This is a genomic window from Picosynechococcus sp. NKBG042902, from assembly GCF_963864045.1.
Classification (GTDB): domain Bacteria; phylum Cyanobacteriota; class Cyanobacteriia; order Cyanobacteriales; family MRBY01; genus MRBY01.
This window is the reverse complement of record NZ_CAWLTV010000075.1, coordinates 85183-107027: the sequence shown is the minus strand read 5'-3', so window position 1 is coordinate 107027 and position 21845 is coordinate 85183. Positions and strand designations below refer to the sequence as shown.

General features: G+C 51.9%; 20 protein-coding genes. 11 read left to right on the top strand and 9 right to left on the bottom strand.

The features are described from left to right. Positions 1–95 precede the first annotated feature (95 nt). Complete coding sequence (locus tag AACR41_RS13470) at positions 96–653, top strand: DUF3172 domain-containing protein (RefSeq protein ID WP_012306774.1); 558 nt, start codon at positions 96–98, stop codon at positions 651–653. A 77-nt stretch (positions 654–730) separates the two neighbouring features. After that, the gene (gene glmS, locus AACR41_RS13465) at positions 731–2602 is read left to right on the top strand and encodes a glutamine--fructose-6-phosphate transaminase (isomerizing) (protein WP_030006252.1); all 1872 of its coding nucleotides are present in this window, start codon (positions 731–733) and stop codon (positions 2600–2602) included. Positions 2603–2684: 82 nt separating this feature from the next. Here the strand turns inward: glmS and AACR41_RS13460 are convergent, their stop codons facing one another. Then, complete coding sequence (locus tag AACR41_RS13460) at positions 2685–2975, bottom strand: YiaA/YiaB family inner membrane protein (RefSeq protein WP_012306772.1); 291 nt, start codon at positions 2973–2975, stop codon at positions 2685–2687. A gap of 140 nt (positions 2976–3115) precedes the next feature. Between AACR41_RS13460 and AACR41_RS13455 the strand changes: the two genes are divergently transcribed. Together AACR41_RS13455 and gshB are read left to right on the top strand one after the other, a co-directional pair. Then, positions 3116–4135, top strand: coding sequence for a hypothetical protein (locus AACR41_RS13455; RefSeq protein ID WP_045441552.1), 1020 nt, complete (start codon positions 3116–3118; stop codon positions 4133–4135). A 75-nt stretch (positions 4136–4210) separates the two neighbouring features. Beyond that, positions 4211–5179: a glutathione synthase gene (gene gshB, locus AACR41_RS13450; protein WP_030006250.1), complete on the top strand. Its 969-nt coding sequence runs from the start codon at positions 4211–4213 to the stop codon at positions 5177–5179. A 4-nt stretch (positions 5180–5183) separates the two neighbouring features. Here gshB and aroB read toward each other — a convergent pair whose 3' ends face one another. Then, complete coding sequence (gene aroB / locus AACR41_RS13445; protein WP_030006249.1) at positions 5184–6281, bottom strand: 3-dehydroquinate synthase; 1098 nt, start codon at positions 6279–6281, stop codon at positions 5184–5186. Between the two features lie 102 nt (positions 6282–6383). Continuing rightward, on the bottom strand, positions 6384–6953 hold the full coding sequence (locus AACR41_RS13440; RefSeq protein WP_030006248.1) for a DUF4333 domain-containing protein: 570 nt from the start codon (positions 6951–6953) through the stop codon (positions 6384–6386). Positions 6954–7254: 301 nt separating this feature from the next. On the opposite strand from AACR41_RS13440, the gene AACR41_RS13435 reads away from it, so the two are divergent. After that, positions 7255–8439 carry an MFS transporter gene (locus AACR41_RS13435; RefSeq protein ID WP_030006247.1) on the top strand — a complete coding sequence of 395 codons (1185 nt, stop codon included), beginning with the start codon at positions 7255–7257 and terminating at the stop codon, positions 8437–8439. Here AACR41_RS13435 and AACR41_RS13430 read toward each other — a convergent pair whose 3' ends face one another. The 3 genes from AACR41_RS13430 to AACR41_RS13420 form a co-directional block, all read right to left on the bottom strand. Next, a complete protein-coding gene (locus AACR41_RS13430; RefSeq protein WP_030006246.1) occupies positions 8440–8913 on the bottom strand; it encodes an NAD(P)H-quinone oxidoreductase subunit N in 474 nt (157 codons plus the stop codon). A 137-nt stretch (positions 8914–9050) separates the two neighbouring features. Beyond that, on the bottom strand, positions 9051–10592 hold the full coding sequence (locus tag AACR41_RS13425; protein WP_030006245.1) for a sodium:solute symporter: 1542 nt from the start codon (positions 10590–10592) through the stop codon (positions 9051–9053). Between the two features lie 113 nt (positions 10593–10705). Beyond that, positions 10706–11605, bottom strand: coding sequence for a bile acid:sodium symporter family protein (locus AACR41_RS13420; protein ID WP_030006244.1), 900 nt, complete (start codon positions 11603–11605; stop codon positions 10706–10708). Between the two features lie 210 nt (positions 11606–11815). Between AACR41_RS13420 and fni the strand changes: the two genes are divergently transcribed. After that, complete coding sequence (gene fni / locus AACR41_RS13415) at positions 11816–12844, top strand: type 2 isopentenyl-diphosphate Delta-isomerase (RefSeq protein WP_030006243.1); 1029 nt, start codon at positions 11816–11818, stop codon at positions 12842–12844. Between the two features lie 37 nt (positions 12845–12881). Continuing rightward, positions 12882–14666, top strand: a complete 1785-nt coding sequence (sppA, locus tag AACR41_RS13410) for a signal peptide peptidase SppA (RefSeq protein ID WP_030006242.1) — start codon at positions 12882–12884, stop codon at positions 14664–14666. Here sppA and argJ read toward each other — a convergent pair. Further along, positions 14663–15907 carry a bifunctional ornithine acetyltransferase/N-acetylglutamate synthase gene (gene argJ, locus AACR41_RS13405; protein WP_030006241.1) on the bottom strand — a complete coding sequence of 415 codons (1245 nt, stop codon included), beginning with the start codon at positions 15905–15907 and terminating at the stop codon, positions 14663–14665. The two genes, sppA and argJ, sit on opposite strands and share 4 nt — an antisense overlap. Before the next feature lie 111 nt (positions 15908–16018). Next, the gene (locus AACR41_RS13400) at positions 16019–17185 is read right to left on the bottom strand and encodes a DUF58 domain-containing protein (RefSeq protein ID WP_030006240.1); all 1167 of its coding nucleotides are present in this window, start codon (positions 17183–17185) and stop codon (positions 16019–16021) included. A 105-nt stretch (positions 17186–17290) separates the two neighbouring features. Here AACR41_RS13400 and AACR41_RS13395 point away from each other — a divergent pair, with 105 nt between their 5' ends. Then, positions 17291–17818, top strand: a complete 528-nt coding sequence (locus AACR41_RS13395) for a GIY-YIG nuclease family protein (RefSeq protein ID WP_030006239.1) — start codon at positions 17291–17293, stop codon at positions 17816–17818. 123 nt (positions 17819–17941) lie between these two features. Here the strand turns inward: AACR41_RS13395 and AACR41_RS13390 are convergent, their stop codons facing one another. Next, positions 17942–18412 (bottom strand): hypothetical protein, encoded by a 471-nt coding sequence (locus tag AACR41_RS13390; protein ID WP_030006238.1) that lies wholly within the window; start codon positions 18410–18412, stop codon positions 17942–17944. A gap of 166 nt (positions 18413–18578) precedes the next feature. Here AACR41_RS13390 and lpdA point away from each other — a divergent pair, with 166 nt between their 5' ends. The 3 genes from lpdA to AACR41_RS13375 all read left to right on the top strand — a co-directional run bounded on the left by lpdA (position 18579) and on the right by AACR41_RS13375 (position 21783). Further along, a complete protein-coding gene (gene lpdA / locus AACR41_RS13385) occupies positions 18579–20015 on the top strand; it encodes a dihydrolipoyl dehydrogenase (RefSeq protein WP_030006237.1) in 1437 nt (478 codons plus the stop codon). 133 nt (positions 20016–20148) lie between these two features. Continuing rightward, positions 20149–20346 (top strand): hypothetical protein, encoded by a 198-nt coding sequence (locus AACR41_RS13380; RefSeq protein WP_030006236.1) that lies wholly within the window; start codon positions 20149–20151, stop codon positions 20344–20346. Between the two features lie 120 nt (positions 20347–20466). Then, positions 20467–21783, top strand: a complete 1317-nt coding sequence (locus tag AACR41_RS13375; RefSeq protein ID WP_030006235.1) for a PrsW family glutamic-type intramembrane protease — start codon at positions 20467–20469, stop codon at positions 21781–21783. The last annotated feature ends 62 nt before the right edge of the window (positions 21784–21845 follow it).

Here is a 21845-nt window from a genome sequence, read left to right as displayed (position 1 = left end):
GGTGGAGTAGTAAATCGCTATAGTGGATAGAATGATCACTTAACAAAGTATCGTATCGACTTGATGGAGCCGCTGTTCCCCATAGATATCCGCTGATGAAACGTCAAACTCGTTCACGTTACGATCGCCCTCCCTACGACCGTCCGAGGTATCCCGAACGGGAACCCAAAAAGTCCCTCTTTAACTTCAACTATGCAACCCTGGCACTGTTTGGGGGAATTTTTGTCCTAGGGGTGACGGTGGGCATCGGCTTTAGCTCCAGTACCAATCTTAACCCGACAAGCATTGATTCTCGCCTGGAAATTGACCGTCAAGCTCCGGATGCTGAACTTTGCCAACAATTTGGTGCGAGTGCCATTGTGACGGACATGAAAATCTTTGTGACCCTCAACCCCTTCAACGTCTTTGTCACTCAGCCGCAGATGGAACCAGGCTGTGTGATTCGGCAAAATAACTGGGCGATTCTCGAACGCCAAAACCTGGTCACCTCAGAACAGGTCAATGACTGCAAACGGCGCATGAATACCTTTGGCTATACCGGTAGCCTACAAGGGTCACCGAGTATTAACTGTATCTATCAAAATGATGCGGCAGGGAATCTTTTCCTCAATCAACCTGGAACGACCTCAGTCCCAGAATCTGACCGCTTCTAGGGAACAAAAACAAAAATTCAAGGTTAAAGACTATAGGATAGTAACGGCTCATTTTTCGTGTAGGGAGACCTGATTTTATGTGTGGCATTGTGGGATATTTAGGCACGCAAGCGGCAACAGATATTCTGGTCTCAGGCTTAGAACGGCTAGAGTACCGGGGTTATGATTCGGCGGGCATTGCGACGATCTGGCAAGAAAAACTCCACTCGGTACGGGCCAAGGGCAAACTATATCGTCTCCGGGAAAAATTAGAAGGAAACAGTACCCCCGCCACCATTGGCATTGGTCACACCCGCTGGGCGACCCATGGGAAACCAGAGGAACACAATGCCCATCCCCATTTGGACATGGCGCAACGGGTGGCCGTGGTTCAAAATGGCATCGTGGAAAATTACCGGGAGTTGCGGGAAGAACTCCAGGGTAAGGGTTATACTTTCCTGTCGGAAACAGATACGGAAGTCATCCCCCATCTGATTGCGGATCTGCTCCAAACGACGAAATCTGAACCGGAACCCCTCCTCGCTGCGGTACAAAAGGCTGTGCAACGGTTAGAAGGAGCCTTTGCGATCGCCGTTATTTGTGTGGACTATCCCGATGAGTTGATCGTTGCCCGGCAGCAGGCGCCTTTGACCCTGGGGTTTGGCCAGGGAGAATTTTTCTGTGCCTCGGATATTACGGCATTAATTCCCCACACCCGGGCAGTTCTAACCCTTGAAAATGGCGAAATGGCCCGGATGACGCCCCTGGGGATGGAAATCTATAATTTCGCGGGCGATCGCCTCAAAAAAGCCCCCCGCACCCTCGACTGGAACCCCGGTCAAGTGGAAAAACAAGGCTTCCGGCACTACATGCTCAAGGAAATCTATGAGCAGCCGGCGGTGGTGCGCACCAACCTCGAAGTCTATCTCAATCCAGAAGCAGCCCAGCCGATCAACCTCGGTATTAATGACCCCACATTTCTCGACGACATCGACCATATCCAAATTGTGGCCTGCGGTACCAGTTGGCACGCCAGCCTCGTGGGGAAATATTTACTCGAACAACTCGCCGGCATTCCCACCTTTGTGCACTATGCCTCGGAGTTTCGCTATTCTCCTTCACCGATCATGCCCAATACCCTGACCATTGGCGTGACCCAGTCCGGTGAAACCGCCGATACGATCGCCGCCCTAGAAATGGAAAAAGAGCGTCGCCTCCACCACAACGACCACCTCAAGGCCCGCCTTCTAGGTATTACCAATCGTTCGGAAAGCACGATCACCCACATCGTTGACCAAGTGCTCTATACCCATGCCGGCATTGAAATCGGCGTTGCGGCCACCAAAACCTTTACGGCGCAACTGATGAGCTTTTATTTCCTGGCTCTGGAGTTGGCGGCCCGACGTCAAACCCTCGCCCCTGAAAAACTCCAGCACATTGTCACCGGATTACAGCAGATTCCGACCCAAATTGAGTCGATCCTGGCGGATCAAGAAAAGAGCATCGAAGAATTGGCCCACAATTTCACTGATACCCAGGACTTCATCTTTATTGGTCGGGGGATTAACTTTCCCATTGCCCTAGAAGGTGCCCTCAAACTCAAGGAAATCAGCTACATCCACGCCGAGGGTTATCCTGCCGGGGAGATGAAACATGGCCCCATTGCCCTCCTGGATGCGAAGGTGCCCGTGGTGGCGATCGCCATGCCAGGGGACATTTACGAAAAAGTCATTTCCAATGCCCAGGAAGCGAAGGCGCGGGATGCCCTTTTGATCGGTGTGACGGCCTTAGATGATACGGAAGCGACCCAAACCTTTGATGAAGTGTTACCTGTAGCGGCGGTGGACGAAATTTTGTCACCCCTATTGGCGGTGATTCCCCTCCAGCTCCTTTCCTATCACATCGCTGCACGACGGGGCTTAGATGTGGATCAACCACGCAACCTCGCCAAATCTGTCACGGTGGAATAAAGGAAAAAATAAAGGCGATCGCCCAATATCTTCAGTCCGGGGAGAGCAATAATGTTCTCCCCAATTTTTTGGGAACCAATGCCTATTTATTAAACGGATCATATTCTGCCAATAGTTTTTCGAGTTTGGCCTCGTCAACCCGATTGAAGATGCGTTTTGATTCTTCTAAGTCCCTAGTCGTCTTCGCTAGGCTAATGGTAGAGCTAATCGAAAACACAAACCCCATGCCCAGGTAGCTTTTCATCCAACCGTTGAGGGGCAACAGATAAATGCCGATCCCCATGGCACTGAGGGACAGAATAAACGCTAACCAGGTTTGAAAAATCCAAGCATTGGTGTGGGTGGCTGGGGCATCAAATTTAGGAGTGGCCATGATCTGGAACCTCAATGAAGACTTGTCGTTGCTTACTTTCATTGTCGGGAAAGATTTTCTGTAGTCGCAATGAGCAAACCCAAGCCCGTAGAAGTAAGGTGAAGTAGGATGAAGTAATTAGACTTCCAGAGAAAGCCATGATTACCCTCCAGGAGCTTGAGCACTGGTTCCCTACTACCCAAAAACAGGCCTTGCTGACCCAGCTAAAGCAGGTGGTGGGCCTCACGCGGGTGCGGGCTGAATATTTTTTGCGTCTTTGGATCTATCTCCTGGTGAAGGCGAAACTAACGCAACAGCCGCAGCTACGGCCCCCCTTAACAGAATTGCAAACTCAATTTGGGGCGATTATTTGTACCCACCGAGAGGCAGCAGAATTGTTTTATGGCGATCAGGAAAAAGGCGGCGATCGCGCCGCAGGTATGATGCTAGATAAGCTGGCGGCCTTGGGGTTGATTCGCAAATATTTCGACGGCAACACCACCTGCATTGAAATTTTGCCGTTACCGCAACAGGTTTTGAGTGCTGAAACCGACGAGGTTGTTTCCCTAACCTTGGGGGAGTTTAATCCCCGTTGTGATGCGATTCCCGTAGCGAATTTGCTCGCGGTAAATTACAACTGGATGAACAAAAATAACGATGCCGTGCCCCACCGGATTGCCAGACTGTTGCGCCAGTGGGGACAACAATATCCCAGGGGAATGCGGGTGTTAAGGCGTGTGGATAATCAAAATCCGGTGGGCTTTTATCTGCTCTATCCGACCGCCCCCCGCTCCGATGTGAATTTTTTTCGGCCTGCAAAAAAGGCATTGCACCTCAGTACGATGGCCGCCGTCGATCCATTTACCCTGGCCACTGTGGGTGACGAAACCTGTGTGTCGGTGTTTATTCGCAGTTGGGTGATTGATCCGACATATTTAACGGCTTATCGACTGACCTTCCTGGTGGATGCCCAGCAAACATTACAGAAAATGCAAGGGGATTTTCCCAATCTGTGTGATCTGCATACTCTAATCATCCATCCGAGCTATGCCCAACTGGCTACGGCCCTGGGTTTTCAGCCGACTCAACAAGGGGATTTAGGTTCGATCCACTGGATGTACCAAGCCCTGGATCGATTTTTAGCTTTAGATATTGCCACGGCGATCGCCTCCCTTGGGTAAAACTAATCCTTTGCCTTTTCAATTAGCGATTGATTATGATCAGTGGGTTCCATTGTGTTTAGGAAGCAACTCCCTGTGAAACTGGCTTTTATCCTCGATCCCATTGCCAACCTTGACCCCTGCCATGATACGACGGTGGCTTTTATGGAAGCGGCCCAACTCCTCGGCCATGAGGTTTGGATTACGACCATGGAACAGTTGAGTGTGGTTGACCACCAGGCCTGGGCAACGCTGCAGGCAGTGCAATTAGAGCCAGTGCGTTTGGAAAATGGTCTCTGGGTTGCTGAGGAACATTGGTTTCGCCTCGGAGAACGGAAATTGTTGCCCCTCACGGAGATGAATGCGGTCTTTATGCGCACCGATCCGCCTGTGACTGCGGCCTATCTCTATGCCACCTACATTTTGGATTTGCTCATCCCCACCAAAACCCTGGTGTTGAATAATCCCCAGGGGATCCGCGCCGCCAACGAAAAACTCTATGCCCTCCGGTTTCCCACGGTGATTCCCGCCAGCATTATCACTACAGAAAAGGCAGTGGCACGACAATTTATCGAAGCTAAAGGAAAAGCCGTTTTAAAGCCCCTGGGTGGGAAAGCAGGGGAAGGGATTTTGTTAATCGAAAAAGGCGATCGCAATTTCAATTCCCTCGTGGAAATCAGCACCAAACAGGGTAAAGAGCCGGTGATGGTGCAGGAATTTTTGCCCGCTGCCCAGGCAGGCGATAAGCGTCTGATCGTCCTAGATGGAGACCCGATTGGGGCCGTAAACCGGATTCCGACAGGGGACGATTTCCGGGGGAATATGGCCGTTGGCGGTCGCATCGCCCAGGTGGATATTACGGAGCGCGACCGGGAAATTGCCGCAACCTTAGCTCCCCAACTTAGAGCCGATGGGTTATATTTTGTCGGCCTCGATATTATCGGTGGCTATGTGACGGAGGTGAATGTCACCAGTCCCACAGGTGTCCGGGAAGCCGATCGCCTCGATGGGGTCTCCATCGGTAAACAGGTGATCGAATGGGTGGCAGAGCAGACATCCCCCTAAATTTCTAGCAGAGGGCAGGTGCTAAAACGTCGGTGATCAGGCCGGCGCTGACTTGATCGGTGATCAAAACTTCCCCAATTTTGGTCGGGAGGACAAACCGGACTTTCCCCGACTTCACTTTTTTATCGCTCTGGAGGGTTTCCAGAATGGCTTCAATCGCTAAATGATTGGGGCATTCGGTGGGAAGACCCGCTTTTTTAATCAAGGCATCTTGGCGTTGGGTTTCAGCCGTTGTCCAGAGATTCATCCGGGTGGCGATCGCCCCTGCCAGGGCCATCCCAATGGCAACCCCTTCCCCGTGGACAAAAGTCTCATAGTGGGTCAAACTTTCGACGGCATGACCGAGGGTGTGGCCGTAGTTCAAAATGGCTCGCAAACCCGATTCCCGCTCATCTTGACTGACCACTTCCGCCTTCGCCCGGCAAGAACGCTCCAGAATCAGATCCAGCAAATCGGGGTCAATGGTTTCGTAGCAATCAATCTGCTCAGCGGCTTCGAGTTTCGTAAAGAGATCGGCGTCCCAAATCACACCGTATTTAATCACTTCGGCCATGCCCGCCCGGAATTCTCGCACGGGTAAAGTCTTGAGTACCGTCGGGTCGATGAGGACAAATTTCGGCTGGTAGAATGCCCCGATTAAATTCTTGCCTTGGGGATGATTCACCCCTGTTTTACCGCCGACGGACGCATCGACCATTGCCAATAGAGTTGTGGGCACCTGCACAAAGTTAATGCCCCGGAGCCAGGTGGCCGCCGCAAACCCAGTCATGTCACCGATTACACCACCCCCAAGGGCGAGCAGCGTCGAGGAGCGTTCAAGGCGATTTTTAAAGGCTGTGTCGTAAATTTTTTCGATGGAGGCCAGATTTTTAGACTGTTCTCCGGCAGGGATTAGGTGGGTATCAACGCTAAAGCCAGCGGCCTGGAGAGAATTCACCACCGTTTCGCCGTAGTGGCCGTAAATTTCCGGGTTGGAGATGATTAAGACCTTCTGACCCAAGTCGAGGGGACGGAGAAAAGTCCCGATTTGTTGGAGGCTTCCTTTGGCGATCGCAATATTGTAGCTATTTTCTCCCAGTTCTACCCGCGTTGTTGCGTCCATAATGCTTTGAGGTGCTTGCTGTTAAAAAACTCAATGGTTAAGTGGGTATTTTACAAGGTGGCGATCGCCTTTTGGGGCACTCCGGGAATCCCGAAGCCTAATTTATTGCAGTCGCCACACCACATTACCCGCATCATCCTCGGCGGTTACTGCCACAGAAGCCGAATTACCAGAATTATCTGTGGCCGTGCAGTTAAAAGTTTCGCCGGTGAGCAAGATCCGATAGGGAGCACCGCAATCGATGGTCGCTTCGACGTTCAGTTGTTCAGCGATACCCTGGGCGATTTGTGTTTCTAAAGTCTCACTGGAGATTAATCCCCGGAGATTTGCGAGGCCCTCATCGGCACTCCAGTTAACATTGCCCTCATCATCATTTTGGGTGACTTGAATGGCGAGGGTTTGGCCTCCTTCCAAAGCGGCCTCACAGCTAAACACATTGCCCGCTTCGATGGCTTGATCTTCAGGGCAAGTCACTGCTGTCGTCGCCAATCCCGTTTGGGTGGTAAGTCCCTGGGAGATTTCTGTTTCGAGTTTTTCAGCATCGAGGGTTCTGTTGCCGAAACCAAAGGATAAGCCCTCGACGGAAAAAGAACAGCTAGCGAGGGTCAGCACCGTGAGGGGAGCAACGGCCCGTAGCATCGGTTGTAAAAAAGAATTTGTGAAACGAACCATGATCAATCAGTTAAAAAATCGACAATAAAGAAGGGCGAATCTTAAAGCAACCTCAAATAAACTGCCTTTTTTGGGGCGGTCTCAACCGATCGAAAAACGTTTGCTTAGGGTAAGATTTGAATTTTTTGAGGTCTTTTGCAGCACCTTGAAATATTTGTCATTGTAGTGACGATTTATGCTTGACAGTCGTTGCTTATTGTTTCTTAATCGCCAATGGATACAAGGGCTGGGCGATTCAGGCGAGCAATGAAAATCAGAGTTTCGCAACACCTGATAAAACCAGTGGTGTATTTGACAAAACATGGCGTATTTAAGACCAGCAGAACTAACCGCTAAAAATTTAACAACCCTCTGGCTGCTCAAGGGCCTTGAATCTGCCTGGTTTCCCATTCCGGTAATTGTGCTGTTTTATGAATCCCAGGGATTGTCCATTGCCCAGGCGATCGCCCTCAAGGCTATTTTGTCAGCGGCGATCTTTGTGGGGGAAATTCCTTCGGGTTATTTTGCCGATCAATTTGGCCGCAAAAATAGTTTGGTACTGGGGGCGAGTTTGTGGTTGGTGGGTTGGCTGATTTATTGTACCCAGGGTAGTTTTAGCTGGTTTGCCTGGGCCGAAATTTTAGCGGGGCTTGGTGGCAGTTTAATCTCTGGGGCCGATAGTGCGATCGCCTACGATAGTTTGCTTTCCCTCGGTCGCACCGAAAAATATGCCGCCTGGGAAGGAAAAGGGGTAGCAATCATGGGCATCACAGAAGCGATCTGTGGTCTCGGTGGTGCTTGGGTCGCCCAGTGGGATCTGCGCTATCCATTTTATTTACAAACTCTCTGCATTGGCGCTTATCTCGCCTTGGCATTGACACTCCGGGAACCGCCCCAACAGCACTCTGAGAAAACACCGGGCTGGCGTACTTTGTTGCCGCAGATTCGGGCAATTTTTCAGGAAAGGCGATCGCTCCGGTGGCTCCTGCTCTTTTCGGCGTCCTTGAGTTGTGGTTCTTTTTTGGTGGTGTGGGTTTCCCAAGAATATCTCGTAGAACGGGGTCTGGATGTGACCCAACTGGGCTGGGCTTGGCTACTGTTTCACGGGGCAATGGCCCTTATTTCTTGGCGCATTCACACCCTCGTCCGTTGGTTTTCCTATCGACGTCTATTTGCGCTCCTGCCGGGCTGCATGGCGATCGCCTACATTGCGATGGGCCTGATTGAAAACCTCTGGGGGATTTTATTAATTGTCGTTATTTATCTTGTGCGGGGCTGCAACACCCCCTTGGTCTTGAGCTATCTCAATGAACGAATTCCCTCGAACCTACGGGCGACCCTAATTTCCCTGAATAGCTTTGCGTTTCGGTTGCTGTTTATCGGGCTGGCGGCGATCGCCAATGGCGCAACGTGGCTGTGGGGGCTTAACGGTAGCTTAATGGTCGCTGGGATTGTGGTGGGCGTAACTGCTTTGTACGGTTACTTAAAATTACGCCCGGCTCTCTAACTAAACCAAGAGGTCAGCCAGGGGCTTAAAGGAAAATTGGCGATCGCCACCCATTTCTACGACCACTTTAATCTGAGGATTTTCCTGAGCCAGGCTCACAAGGTATTCCTGTTCCTGGCGAGAAAGCACAAACCCTTCAATGATCCAGAGAATAATCCCTTTGCTCTTTTGGGGAAGATTTTCCAATTGGTAGCTCGCAATTCCCGGCACATAATACCGGAGGCCCACCGCCGCGCCACTGCCAGCAATATCTTTTTTACCCAGGTGGGGAGGACGAATCCCGTGGTATTGCGTTAGATAAGCCGCTACATCTCCCAAACCCCGCGCCGTCAAATTGACCACTGAATAACCAGAGCAACGTAAACGACGCATATAGCGGCCTTCAAAACCACCCTCAAGGGGAGCATAGACTGCAACTGCGCCAGACTTTTCTACGGTGCGAATGAAGCTTTTGCCGGTGGTCAGAAGTGCCATGGTTTTACGATCTTGAGATGGATTGAACTTGCCAAAAAATTATATCGGATTCCCTTAGCCCCTGTCGTTAAACTTTTGGGCGGAGCCGTGGTGCAACGTGCCATTTGACCCTACTCTCGGCCTATTGATACAAATGCCTAATAATCCTCATAGCGAGAAACATCTTCCTCTAGGCCCGGTCTTCCTAGGGGTTTAGTCCCTTGGGTTTGGCTCCAGAGGGTGAGCCCCTGTAGCGATCGCCGGGGCGGAATTTGACCCAACAGGGAGATCCCATAGCCCAATAAAATCCCCAGGGGAGCCGTGATCGCTGATCGCCAAATACCAGGAAATGTCAGCCACCCCGCATTCGAGCCAATAATCACCAAAATGACGGCGGCCACCGTCCCATAGAAAGCGCCCGTACCGTTGACCCGAGGACACAAAACCCCCATCAAGAAAATACCGAGCAATGGCCCCAGGAACATGGTGGTATAGCTCACCAGAAATTCCAGTAAATCTTTCCCCGTTGAGGCCACATAAAACGCCGCCCCAATGCCTACTAGGCCCCAAATCACGATCAGAATTTGGGCAATGCGTAGAGATTGTTTTTCGCTGGCCTTCGGTTGACGGTAGCGGTCATAGAAATCGACGGTAATGCAAGTCGCGAGGGAATGGAGGGCCGAGTCAATGGAAGACATTGCTGCTGCAAAAATCGCGGCTACCAAAAAGCCAGAAGCCCCTGGGGGTACTTGATTGATAATGAAGTGGGACAAAATACCGTCGGCGGGCACTTCGGCGGGTAAACCCCCATTAATGCTGTAAAACCCAAATAGCAGCACCCCTAGTAAAAGCGTCGCCGCTACACCCACAAGACCGGAAAACCAACCGAGTAAAATCGCTTTGCGGGCTGAAGTTTCGTCGGCGCAGGAAACATAACGCTGTACAGATTGCTGATTGGTGCCAGCTACGGCAAAAGCAAGGATCCCGTAGGCAAAGAGGGCTGTCGGTAAAGACCGGATCGAGCCTGGATCCCAGGAAAAATTAAAGACTGCAAGCTTATCATTGGCCGCCGCCACTTGCCATAGTTCCCCAAAGCCGCCGGGAACCCCGGTCACGGCCGTCCAGATCCCTGCACCAATCCCGACAAAAATCATCGCAAACTGCAACACATCTGTCCAAACGACGGCGGTAATGCCCCCAGCGACGGTGTAGGCAATTGAGATGAGTCCCACCAAGAGAATGGCGATGCCGGTGGGCATCCCTGTCACCGTGGCGACCACGAGGGAAGCGGCATAGAGCAATCCCCCTAGCCGGGCAATGACAAACAGCAAAAAGCAGAGGGAACCGAGGGAACGGGTTTTAGCATCGAAGCGTTTTTCGAGGTACTCGTAGGCGGTGGTGAGATTCAGCCGCACAAAAAAGGGGAGAAGCAGGGCGATCACAAGACCATAACCAAGAAGGTCGCCCAGTTGGAGTTGGAGGTATAGAAAGCCATTGGTATAGCCTTCCCCTGGCCCCCCCAAGAGTGAGGCGGCAGAAAAGGAGGTGGCGATGATCGAAAAGGCGATCGCCCACCAGGGGATTTGCCGGGCGCCCCGAAAATACTCGTCCGTGTTGGTTTGTTTGCGGCTGGCGATGACGCCGATGGCAATGACAATCAAGCCATAGATCGCCACAATCGCCCAGTCAATTACACCCATTGTTGTTACACCTCACAATTCGTTAGTCAGCCCCATGACGAAGGAGCCAAGCAGACTTGAACCATTGTATTGATTGGTTGCCTTGGCTCTATGTTCTTGTAACAAAATATTTTTTAGGGACGAGAATCCTTCTCCGTTGGCCTTGGCGACCGGGTTTGGGAATGAATAAACCAACCAAAGGCCGCACTGGTAATAAACATCAGCAAAGAATAAATCGCGGCCGGGATCGCCATTGTTGGCGCATTTAAAAGGGTCGGTGTACTGGCAATGGCGATCGCCAAGGTGCCATTTTGAATCCCCACTTCTACACTAATAGACTTCGCACTGGGGCCATCCAGCTTCGTGCCGAGGGCGATCGCATAACCCAAAAACATCATGGTCACATTGAGCGCCAACATTACCCAGCCCACCTGGAGGAAGAAACTCACCACATTGGCCCGTTCTGCCAACAGCAAACCCGCAATGACCAAACCCAAGAAAAAGAGCGATAACCATTTCACATAGCCCTCGACCATGGCCGCAAATTTCGGGGCGTAACGATGGAGCACCATGCCAATCCCAATGGGAATCAGGGTAATCACCGCAATTTGGATCACCGTTTTAAAAAATGGCAATTGGAGGGTGGCGCTGGCCCCCAGAAAATATTGCATTGCCCCATTAATCACCAGGGGAATGGTAAAAACTGTGATCAAGCTACTGACCGCCGTGAGGGTAATCGAAAGGGCCACATTCCCCCGCACGAGATAGGTAATTAGATTAGACGTTGATCCCCCAGGACAGGCCGCTAGTACCATTACCCCCACGGCCAATTCCGGGGTGAGGGGAAACAAATTTGCGAGGCCAAAGCCCACCAAGGGCAGCAGTAACAATTGGGCGATCGCCCCGACAATCACCCCCCTAGGTTCAACCAAGACCCGTTTAAAATCCGTGGGGGTCAAACCCAGACCCATGCCCAGCATAATCACGAAAAGAGCTAGGGGGAGCAGCACCGCAGTCAGAAAATTGGCATTCATCTGGAATCGTTATTGGTCTTTGGCGAAGGAATACTCGAAATTTTAGGCTGATCTTACCCCTGTTCTAGGAGATAAATCTGGAGTCTTTGACGCATCAGTGAAGCCAGACCCATCGCCCTGGCAGCTTAAAAATATTGCAATCCATTGCCTAACGCCGAGAACCCAGAAGGGATTCTGTACAATTTGGGGAGCTTAAACCTTGCCTAACCCATGACTGACAGCACCCAAGTTCGTAAAGCCGACCATATCCGCATCTGTCTCGAAGAAGATGTCCAATTTCACCACAATCGCGCCGGTTTTGAACGGTACCGTTTTGAGCACTGCTGTCTGCCTGAATTGGACTGCACCGATATTGATTTGAGTACCTCCTTTTTAGGGAAAAGCCTCGGTGCACCGATTCTGATTTCTTCGATGACCGGTGGCACAGCCCAGGCCCAGCAGATTAACTTTCGCTTGGCAGAAGTTGCCCAAACCCATCGCCTCGCCATGGGGGTTGGTTCTCAACGGGTTGCCCTCGAAAAACCAGAGGTGGCGGCTACTTTTGCAGTCCGTCAAAAAGCCCCCGATGCTCTCCTGTTTGCAAATATCGGGGCAGTGCAGCTCAATTACGGGTATGGCGTAGAAGAATGCCGCAAAGTTGTTGATTTGCTCGAAGCTGATGCGCTAATTCTCCATCTCAATCCCCTCCAGGAATGCATCCAACCCCAGGGGGACACGAATTTTAAGGGGCTATTGGGCAAAATTGAACAGGTCTGTCACCAACTGCCCGTACCTGTAATCGCGAAGGAGGTGGGCAATGGGATCTCCGTCAAAATGGTGCAGCGTCTCCGGGACTTGGGGGTGCAGGTCATTGATGTGGCTGGGGCAGGTGGCACCTCCTGGGCAAAAGTAGAAGCGGCGCGATCGCCAAACCAACTTTTGCGCAATCTAGGGCAAACCTTCGGGGACTGGGGAATTCCTACGGCGGACTGTCTCGCGGCGATCGCCCATTACGATCCTGAAATTCCCCTCATTGCTTCCGGGGGCCTGCGGAACGGTTTAGATGGGGCCAAGGCGATCGCCCTGGGGGCTGATCTTGTTGGCTATGCCCAACCCTTTCTCAAGGCGGCGAGTGAATCCCCAGAGGCTTTGGCCGAGTGGGTCGAACTGCTGCTACTGGAATTGCGGACAGTGCTGTTTTGTACGGGCAATGCTAATTTTCAGCAACTGCAACGGGCGAATTGCCTGCACAAGTTCTAAGGTAAAAACTAAGACCTCTCTCCCGAATGCCTCAACCATGAAAGATTTTTTTAAACAGGTTTTTAGCAGTTGCCTCGGTACCCTGATCGCCCTCAGCCTTCTATCAACCCTCTCTCTGTCAGCGTTTATTGCCCTGATTGCCCTCTTCTCTGCCCAAGAAGGTGGCGGCAAACCTAAGGAAAACAGTATTTTGATCTTCAATATGGGGACGATTATCCAAGACCGGGATCCCTCTAGTTCCATTGGGAATGTCATTGCCGGAGATTTTCCCGAAACCCTCAGTCTGCGGGATGTCACTGAAAGTATCCGCGCTGCCGCCGAGGATGACAAAATTACGGGACTCTTCCTCGATGGTCGGCAAAATAGCTTGAATGGTTATGCCACACTGCGGGAAGTGCGCCAAGCTCTCCAGGACTTTAAAGCCGCCGGGAAGAAAATCTATGCCTACGATGTGGAAATGACGGAGCGGGAATATTACCTGAGTTCCTTGGCCGATGAAATTTGGCTCAATCCCCTGGGGGTTGTGGAAATGAACGGTTTGGGTAGTGAGCAGCTTTTCTTTAAGGGAGCCCTGGATCAATATGGGATCGGGGTGCAGGTGGTGCGGGTCGGTGATTATAAAAGTGCTGTAGAACCCTTTACCCAAGAGGAATTCAGTCCTGAAAATCGCCAACAAACCGAGGCCCTGCTCAGTGATCTCTGGACAGATTTTAAAGATACGGTGGCTGGCGATCGCCCCTTTGCCGCGACCTTGCCCCAGAGCCTGGCTGATACCCAGGGGATTCTTCTGCCAGAGGTGGCCCAAGAGGAGCAATTGGTGACGCGCTTGGCCTATTTTGATGAAATCCTGGCGGAGCTCAAAACCTTTACGGGCACAGAACTCGATGAAGATTTACCCCAGGTGGATCTGGCCGATTACAGTCTGGAACAGGATTTAGCCCAGATCGGGGTTACCTCGGAAAATACCGTGGCGGTGGTCTATGCCGAGGGCAATATCGTCGGTGGCGAAGGGACGCCGGACACCATTGGCGGGGATTCCCTCTCGCGACAACTGCGAGAGTTGCGTCAGGATCCTGAGGTCAAAGCCGTCGTGCTGCGCATCAATAGTCCTGGGGGTAGTGCGATCGCCTCAGAAATTATCCTGCGGGAGTTGAAACTGATCCGCGAAGCAGACAAACCCGTGATTGTCTCCATGGGCGATCTGGCGGCCTCCGGAGGCTATTGGATTGCCACCGAAAGCGATCGCATTTTTGCCCAGCCCAATACCATTACCGGCTCGATTGGGGTGTTTGGCATTTTGCCCAATATCCAAACCATTGGTAATAATAATGGCCTCACCTGGGATAGCGTCCAAACGGGGGAATTGGCGAATTTAGGCACGGCATCTCGCCCGAAAACCGAAGCGGAAATGGCGATTTTTCAGAACTTTGTCAATGATATTTACGGCAAATTTTTAGACCGGGTCAGTGCGGCGCGGGGTCTTACGGAAGCTGAGGTGCGCCAAATTGCCCAGGGACGGGTTTGGTCTGGGGAAGATGCCCAGGCGATTCGGCTCGTGGATGAATTAGGGGGGCTATCGGCGGCGATCGCCTATGCCGTGGACACCGCAGAATTAGGGGAAGATTTCACTGTTCAAGAATATCCCCGGCCCCAAACTTGGGAAGAAGAAATTTTTAGTAATCTATTTGGGGCTCAGATCGAAGCGAGTGATCCCCTTTCCCAAGAATGGCTCCGGCTCCAGGCCAGCATCAAACTGTGGCGATCGCTCAATGATCCCAAGCAGGTCTATGCCCTCATGCCCTGGCAACCCCAGATCGATTAGGTCGTATATTCGGCGTTAATGCGCACATAGTCATAGCTGAGGTCACAGCCCCAGGCCGTACCTTTACCTGAGCCATTGCCCACACAAACAGCAATCAACACCGTATCGTCTGTGAGATAGGCTCCGGCAGCACGATCCACGAGGTATTGACTGGCTGCTGCCCGATCAAAAGAAAGAGGTTGTCCCTGGTCCATAAGCTGAAAATCCCCCAGGGAAATTTGCAGATCTTCTTGGTTAAAGGTCACCCCAGCCCGGCCAGCAGCGGCGGCGATGCGGCCCCAGTTAGGATCTCGCCCAAAAATCGCTGATTTCACCAAAGATGATCCGGCAATGGTACGGGCAATTTTCCGGGCCGCTTGATCATCTACGGTGCCAGACACTTGAATTTCCATTAAACAGGTGGCCCCTTCCCCATCCCTGGCGATGCACTTGGCGAGATACTGGCACACTTCCGTGAGCATCGCCTCTAGTTGTTGGGCACTTTTGGACTGGGGATCGGTGATCGCCGTGGTGCGGGACTGACCGTTGGCCAGGGCAATGACGCAATCGTTGGTGCTGGTGTCGCCATCGACGGTGATTTGGTTAAAACTTTTGGCCACGGCCCGGCTCAACATCCCTTGCCACAGTGGTGTCGAAACCGCCGCATCACAGGTGATAAAGCCCAGCATTGTTGCCATGTCGGGGTGGATCATCCCGGAGCCTTTACAAATGCCGCCGATCCGCACAGGCCGCCCTTCAATTTCTGTTTCTAGGGCGATCGCCTTTGACACAAGATCCGTGGTCATAATCGCCTGGGCCGCTGCATCGCCTCCCTCTGGGGAAAGGGCAAATACCACCTGGGGGATTCCCGTTTCTAGGGCAGCCATTTTGATCCGCTGGCCGATCACCCCTGTAGAGGCCAGCAAAATACTTTCTGGAGGGATATTGAGGGCTTCCCCTAACCACTGGGCCGACTGGATCGCATCTTGCCAACCGGCTTCCCCCGTGGCGGCATTGGCTTGCCCGGAGTTACACAAAATCGCCCGACTGCTGGGTTTTTCCTGGAGGCGTTGACGGCAATAATCGACACAGGCGGCGCGCACTTCTGACTGGGTAAACACCCCGGCGGTAATCGCTTCGGTGTCAGAAACAATCAGCGCCAGGTCTGGTGCCCCCGAAGGTTTGAGTCCGGCGGTGATCCCTGCGGCCCGGAAGCCCTTGGGAGCCGTCACACTGCCAGAAATTTTGTGCCAATTTGCCATGGTTTTCGTCAACGCTAGATGGGTTGCAAGCCATTATACAGGGGGCCTCCGGGATTTTTCGCGGCAATTGTGGAGAATTGCTCACGCTGCCCTGGTTTGCTTGGGATTACCCTAGGACAAAAGGCGATCGCTTTGCCGTTGTAGCTGCTGGGGTAGAGGATCGATGGGATTAATGATGAGACCTGGACAATGGCCCCCGGTCACCGTCTGTTCAGGCGCTCCTTGGAAAAAGAGCCAGCGGTTGCCGGGGTTTAGCTCCAGGAGCGTTTGGGGGTTTTGGGTTAACCATAACAATGAACCTTCCGGACGGGATGGAGAGGTATTTTCTCCCAATGGCTCAGGATTAATCCGGGCGAGGGCTTCGAGGATCGTCGCGCGGCTGTTGAGCAGACCACTTTGGGCTGTCCAAAATTTCACATTCAGTTGCGATCGCCGGGCATAAAAATAGAGAGAAGCCGCTGCACTGGCCGCCTGTTCAAAGCTATCGGCCTCCCAAGCAAAATGATGATCCAAGCAAATAATCAGTTCTTCGCCGCCCGTGGTAATTTCTAGCTCCCGTACCTTAAATTCCCCAAAGCGGGCACTGCTGCGCCAGTGGATCAACCGCATTGGGTCGCCCATCCGGTAGTTCCGAATCGCCTTCGTCATCCCTTCGGTGGCGTTTTGATAGAGATTTTCACTCTGAAATTTGGTGCTGTCTTCGCTGCCGATGTGGTCAATGATCGGGCAACTACTCAGGGGAAAAATTTGCGGATAAACCACAACCCGGCCCGGTACTGAACGCCGCCGCCGACACCAAAACAAGCCCAAGGGGTTTGCGGTGCGCAACTCGACTCCCTCCCACTGAAATACACCACGTTTTTGGGCATCTAGCTCGTAGACCCAATCTAAACTTTCCTGGGGTGAGAGGATTTCTAGGACTGTCCGCCGGGGTGCCCCCAAGCCAGACGAAATTTGATCTGTGACAGCAATGAGGGTTTTGGCGTTTTTACTGTCATTGGTCAAGGTGAGATGGAGGCTTAAAACTTCCCCAACGCTAACCGGGGCCGTGGGCGATCGCCGAATTTCAAGTTGCCTCAAGGCTCGCACTGGCAGGATTGCCCCTAAACATAAAATGGCGAGGATCGTACCGCTGAGGACATATAACCAGCCCGCCATCGTATTTGTGGCGGCCCCAAAAAAACAGAGGGCAATGACAAATAAAATGCCACCCCCATAGGCGGGAGCGACCCAACGTCGTTCGAGGCTGAGGTAAAAATTATGCTGCGGTTGTGCCATAGGTTGAAGAGAAAACCATTAAGGATGTTTACGATCGCCCCTCGCCGGGGGACGGCCTTACCTAGGATCAATAGTAATGCCCCTTTCCATTGTTCCCAATTGTCTATGTCTTTGCCCAAACTCGCTGAGTTAGACTTTCTGCCCTATATCGATGCTGATGGGGCGATCGCCCCGACCCTGGGGGGCAAGATTGGTCTCTATGGGATCTTCGACGGGAGCCAGACCCTCTGCTATGTCGGTTATTCTCGTGATGTGTCCAAAAGCTTGCAGCAGCACCTTATTCGTTGTCCGGAACAATGCCATTGGGTGAAAATTTTTCAATGCGATCGCCCCAGCCGGACTCTCCTAGAGGAAATGCGGGCTGCTTGGTTAACAGAAAATGGCACCGTGCCCCCCGGCAACGGCGAGGCAGAATCCCTCTGGACGCAACCCATCGACATTAAAGAAGATTTGCCCCCAGCAGCACGGGAAGCCCTCCAGCAGAGCAGCGAATTGGAGATGGTCAAACACCTGAAAAACTATGCTCGCCAGCGGGAAGCAACTATCAAAGAATACCTAATCGGGCGGGGCCTCAAAATTGACCTCCGCTTTCAGCCCAAGCTCAAGGAACAGGGGCTCCTAGACCTGAAATAATGGCGGCTACAACTGCGGAAGAATATAGCGATCAAGGGTTGTGGATAGTGCTGTTTAAGTATTAGGTATTGACATCACACCGGAAGTAATGAGTCCCACAAGTTAAAAACATAACTTTTGGATTTATTGCGTCAAGGGGCAACCCTGGTCACGGGTGAGGGAAACAACACTATGGCGAGAATAGGGTTCTTCCCCAGAACTTTTGGCAATGTCTAACTTGACTTTCAGGGCGCTCATCTGGGGATGGTCTGCAAAAATAGATTCGGCTAAATTCCGGTTCATAATTTCCCAGTAATCTGTTTCGTTGGGGTATTCCCGCAGAAAACGCTCAATTTCAGCGGCAAGGGGCACAAAATTAATGTAGTTTGACCGCTGGGCTGTGGGTTGGTCAACGTATCGAAAATCGACAGCGATATTGAGAATTGCCCAATCTTGGTGCTCAATGGCATAGTCATCGATGGTAAAGCCAAAACTTTCTTCCCGCAGCAGGCAGGGATCAATGGGCGTGGCGATCGCCGCTGACATCGGTGAAGTAAACAGCAGTAGGGCCACGCTGAGGGCCAGTAACTTCTGGGGTGTGAAATGCAACATCATGGTTCAACCTGATTGACCGAATAACCCCACTGCTTTTTTCCCTTAGAGATCGACAAACACAACAGGCGATCGCCCATTGCGGTTTTGCGGGGGAGATGACTGTGGGGGACGGCAATTAGGATAAGCTAACAAAAGGAAATTGGCTGAGTGAGAGCATTAAAACTTCATGAGTGAAACACAGTTTGATTATGATTTGGTGATTATCGGCGCGGGGGTCGGTGGCCACGGTGCCGCGCTCCATGCCGTGAAATGTGGTCTAAAAACGGCCATTGTTGAAGCCGCAGACATGGGCGGGACTTGCGTCAATCGTGGTTGTATTCCGTCTAAAGCGCTGTTGGCTGCCTCCGGAAAAGTCCGGGAAATGCGCGACCAGAAGCACCTCAGCGAGATGGGTATTAATGTTGGTGCGGTTGATTTTAGTCGTGAGGCGATCGCCGCCCATGCTACCGATTTGGTAAACAAAATCCAAAGCGATCTCACCAATAGCCTCAAGCGTTTGAATGTCGATATTATTCGCGGTTGGGGAAAAATTGACGGCGTCCAGAAAGTCTGTGTCATTGGCGAAGACGGTGTGAAAAACATCACCGCCAAAGAAATTATGATTTGCACTGGCTCGAAACCCTTTGTCCCCCCCGGCATCCAAGTCGATGGCAAAACCGTTTTCACTAGCGACGATGCAGTCCGTTTAGAAACCCTGCCCCAGTGGGTGGCGATCATTGGGAGCGGTTACATCGGCCTCGAATTTTCCGACGTTTACACCGCCCTCGGTTGCGAAATTACGATGATCGAAGCCCTCGATGATCTGATGCCTGGCTTTGACCCAGAGATTGCGAAACTAGCAAAACGCGCCTTAATTGATAGCCGTGACATCGAAACCTACACCGGCGTTTTTGCCACGAAAGTTATTCCTGGCTCTCCGGTCAAGATCGAACTCACCGACGCAAAAACTAAAGAAGTCGTCGAAAACCTCGAAGTAGATGCTTGTCTGGTCGCCACTGGACGCGTCCCCGCCACAAAAAACCTCGGCTTAGATGCCGTTGGTGTAGAAACAGACCGCCGGGGCTTCATTGAGGTAAATGACAAAATGCAGGTGATCAAAGACGGTCAACCTGTACCCCACCTCTGGGCTGTGGGCGATGCCACCGGAAAAATGATGCTGGCCCATGCCGCTTCTGGTCAGGGGGTTGTGGCTGTAGAAAATATGATCGGCAATGCCATGACCGTAGACTATGCCGCGATTCCGGCAGCAGCGTTTACCCACCCAGAAATTAGCTATGTGGGGATGAGCGAACCCCAAGCGAAGGAAGCCGCCGCTGCGGGTGGTTTTGAAATTGCCACGGCTAAAACCTATTTTAAGGGAAATTCTAAAGCCCTCGCTGAAAAAGAAACCGACGGCATCGCCAAGATTATCTACCGTAAGGACACCGGGGAATTGTTGGGCGTCCATATTATGGGGATCCACGCTTCGGATCTGATCCAAGAGGCCGCCAATGCGATCGCCGAGAAAAAACCCGTCCAAGAATTGGCGTTTAACGTCCACGCCCACCCGACCCTCTCGGAAGTTCTCGACGAAGCCTATAAGCGAGCGAAAGTCACTGCATAAATTACGTTAGAATTTGGCATCAAAACAGGGGTTGTTCGCTGAATAGATTCAAAGGAACCTCTGTTTTTCCCTTATCTCACTCTTTTTTATAATCCCCTAAACCAAATCTTTGAGGCATAAAACCATGGTTTCGATGACCCCCAAAAGTGGTGTTTTATTATTACTATGCTGCGTCTTTGCGATCGCCGCTGTGGGTTGCGTGTTTGAACTCAGTTCCGGCGAACCCGATCTTGGTGCGACCAATACCACCATTATCCTGGCCCTCAGTATTCCCCTGACCATTGCCTCTTTTTTGTGGGCCGTCCAAGATACCCGCGCCAACCAAGAGTAGGCATCCAACAGCCCGTATCAATTTACAAAAATATCTTTAAGATCCGGCAATCTATCGTTATAACTAAAGTTGAGGCGGGGCGCTCCTCCGCCTTTTGCGTTTTAGAAAAAAATTATTACGATGCACGCTTCTGGTATTTTGCGCCAAATTTCTACTGGCGGTGTTCAAGCCCCACTGCTGCCCGATTTTTCCCTTGATCATCGTCAAGAAATTCTCATTGGCCGCGAACCCAGTTGCCAGATTGCCCTCAACCCCAATCTTTACACCGTTGTTTCCCGTCGCCACGTTCTGATTCGTCCCCAGGGTCAAGGTTGGGAAGCCGTTGATCTCGGCAGTGCGAATGGCACCTTTATCAATGGTCAACGGTTACAGGGTTCACGAATCCTGCAAGCAGGCGATCGCCTCACCCTCGGAGACAATGGCCCCAGCTTTAGTTTCGAGTTCCAGAGCCAAGGCCACAATCCCCAGGCTCCCCTCGATCCCGGTTCCCATATCCCTGTCCCCGGCCCCATTGTCAGTCCCAACTCCAACCTCACCCTGACCCAACTTTTTCCCATCGCCGCCACCGGGAAAGACCTCTCCAGCAAAGCCTATCTCGTGCCGGGGATCCTCACCGTTATTTTTGTCGTCCTCATGTTCGCCACCATTGGCGCACCTGGCCTCTTTAATTTTTTACTGGGAACCTATATTGCTGGGGCCGCTTTTTACTACATTTATCAACTCTGTGGTAAGCGTAAAGCTTGGATCGTTATACTTGGTTCCGGCTTCCTTACAGCCCTCATGTTAGTTACCCCGGTTGTTGACTTATTCATTTTTGTATTTCGAGTCATTCTGCCGGGCAATATCAGTGACGCTGATGGCGTGGGTCGACTCTTCGTCGGCATGTTTTTTGGTGCTGGCCTGATGGAAGAAATTTTGAAGGCAATTCCTATTTTCGTCGCCATGGGCATCGGCAACCTGTTTGGCCCGAAACGTCGCGAAAAAATTGGTGTCACCGAACCCCTCGATGGTATTTTGCTTGGAGCAGCCTCCGCCGTCGGTTTTACCCTGATTGAAACCCTCGGTCAGTACGTCCCCAACATCATTAACGAAGTTTCCCTTCAAGTCGATCCCGGCACAGGGGAATTACTCGGTTTACAACTGCTCATTCCCAGAATCCTCGGTTCCGTTGCTGGGCACATGGCCTACAGCGGTTATTTTGGTTATTTCATCGGTCTCAGTGTCCTCAAACCTTCAAAGTCTGTGCAGATCCTGATTATTGGTTGCCTTACCTCCTCGTTACTCCATGCCCTTTGGAATACTGTCGGCTCTTTCAGTAGTATCCTGTTGGCGGTGGTGGGGGTTTTCTCCTATGCTTTTCTTGCTGCGGCAATCCTCAAGGCCCGTGCCCTTTCTCCGACCCGCGCAGAGAATTTTGCCACCCGCATTGCGAAATAATCTGGCCTAAATCTAAAACGAGAATCTCCGGTACCCACCACGATTTTGTGACGGAGAAGTTG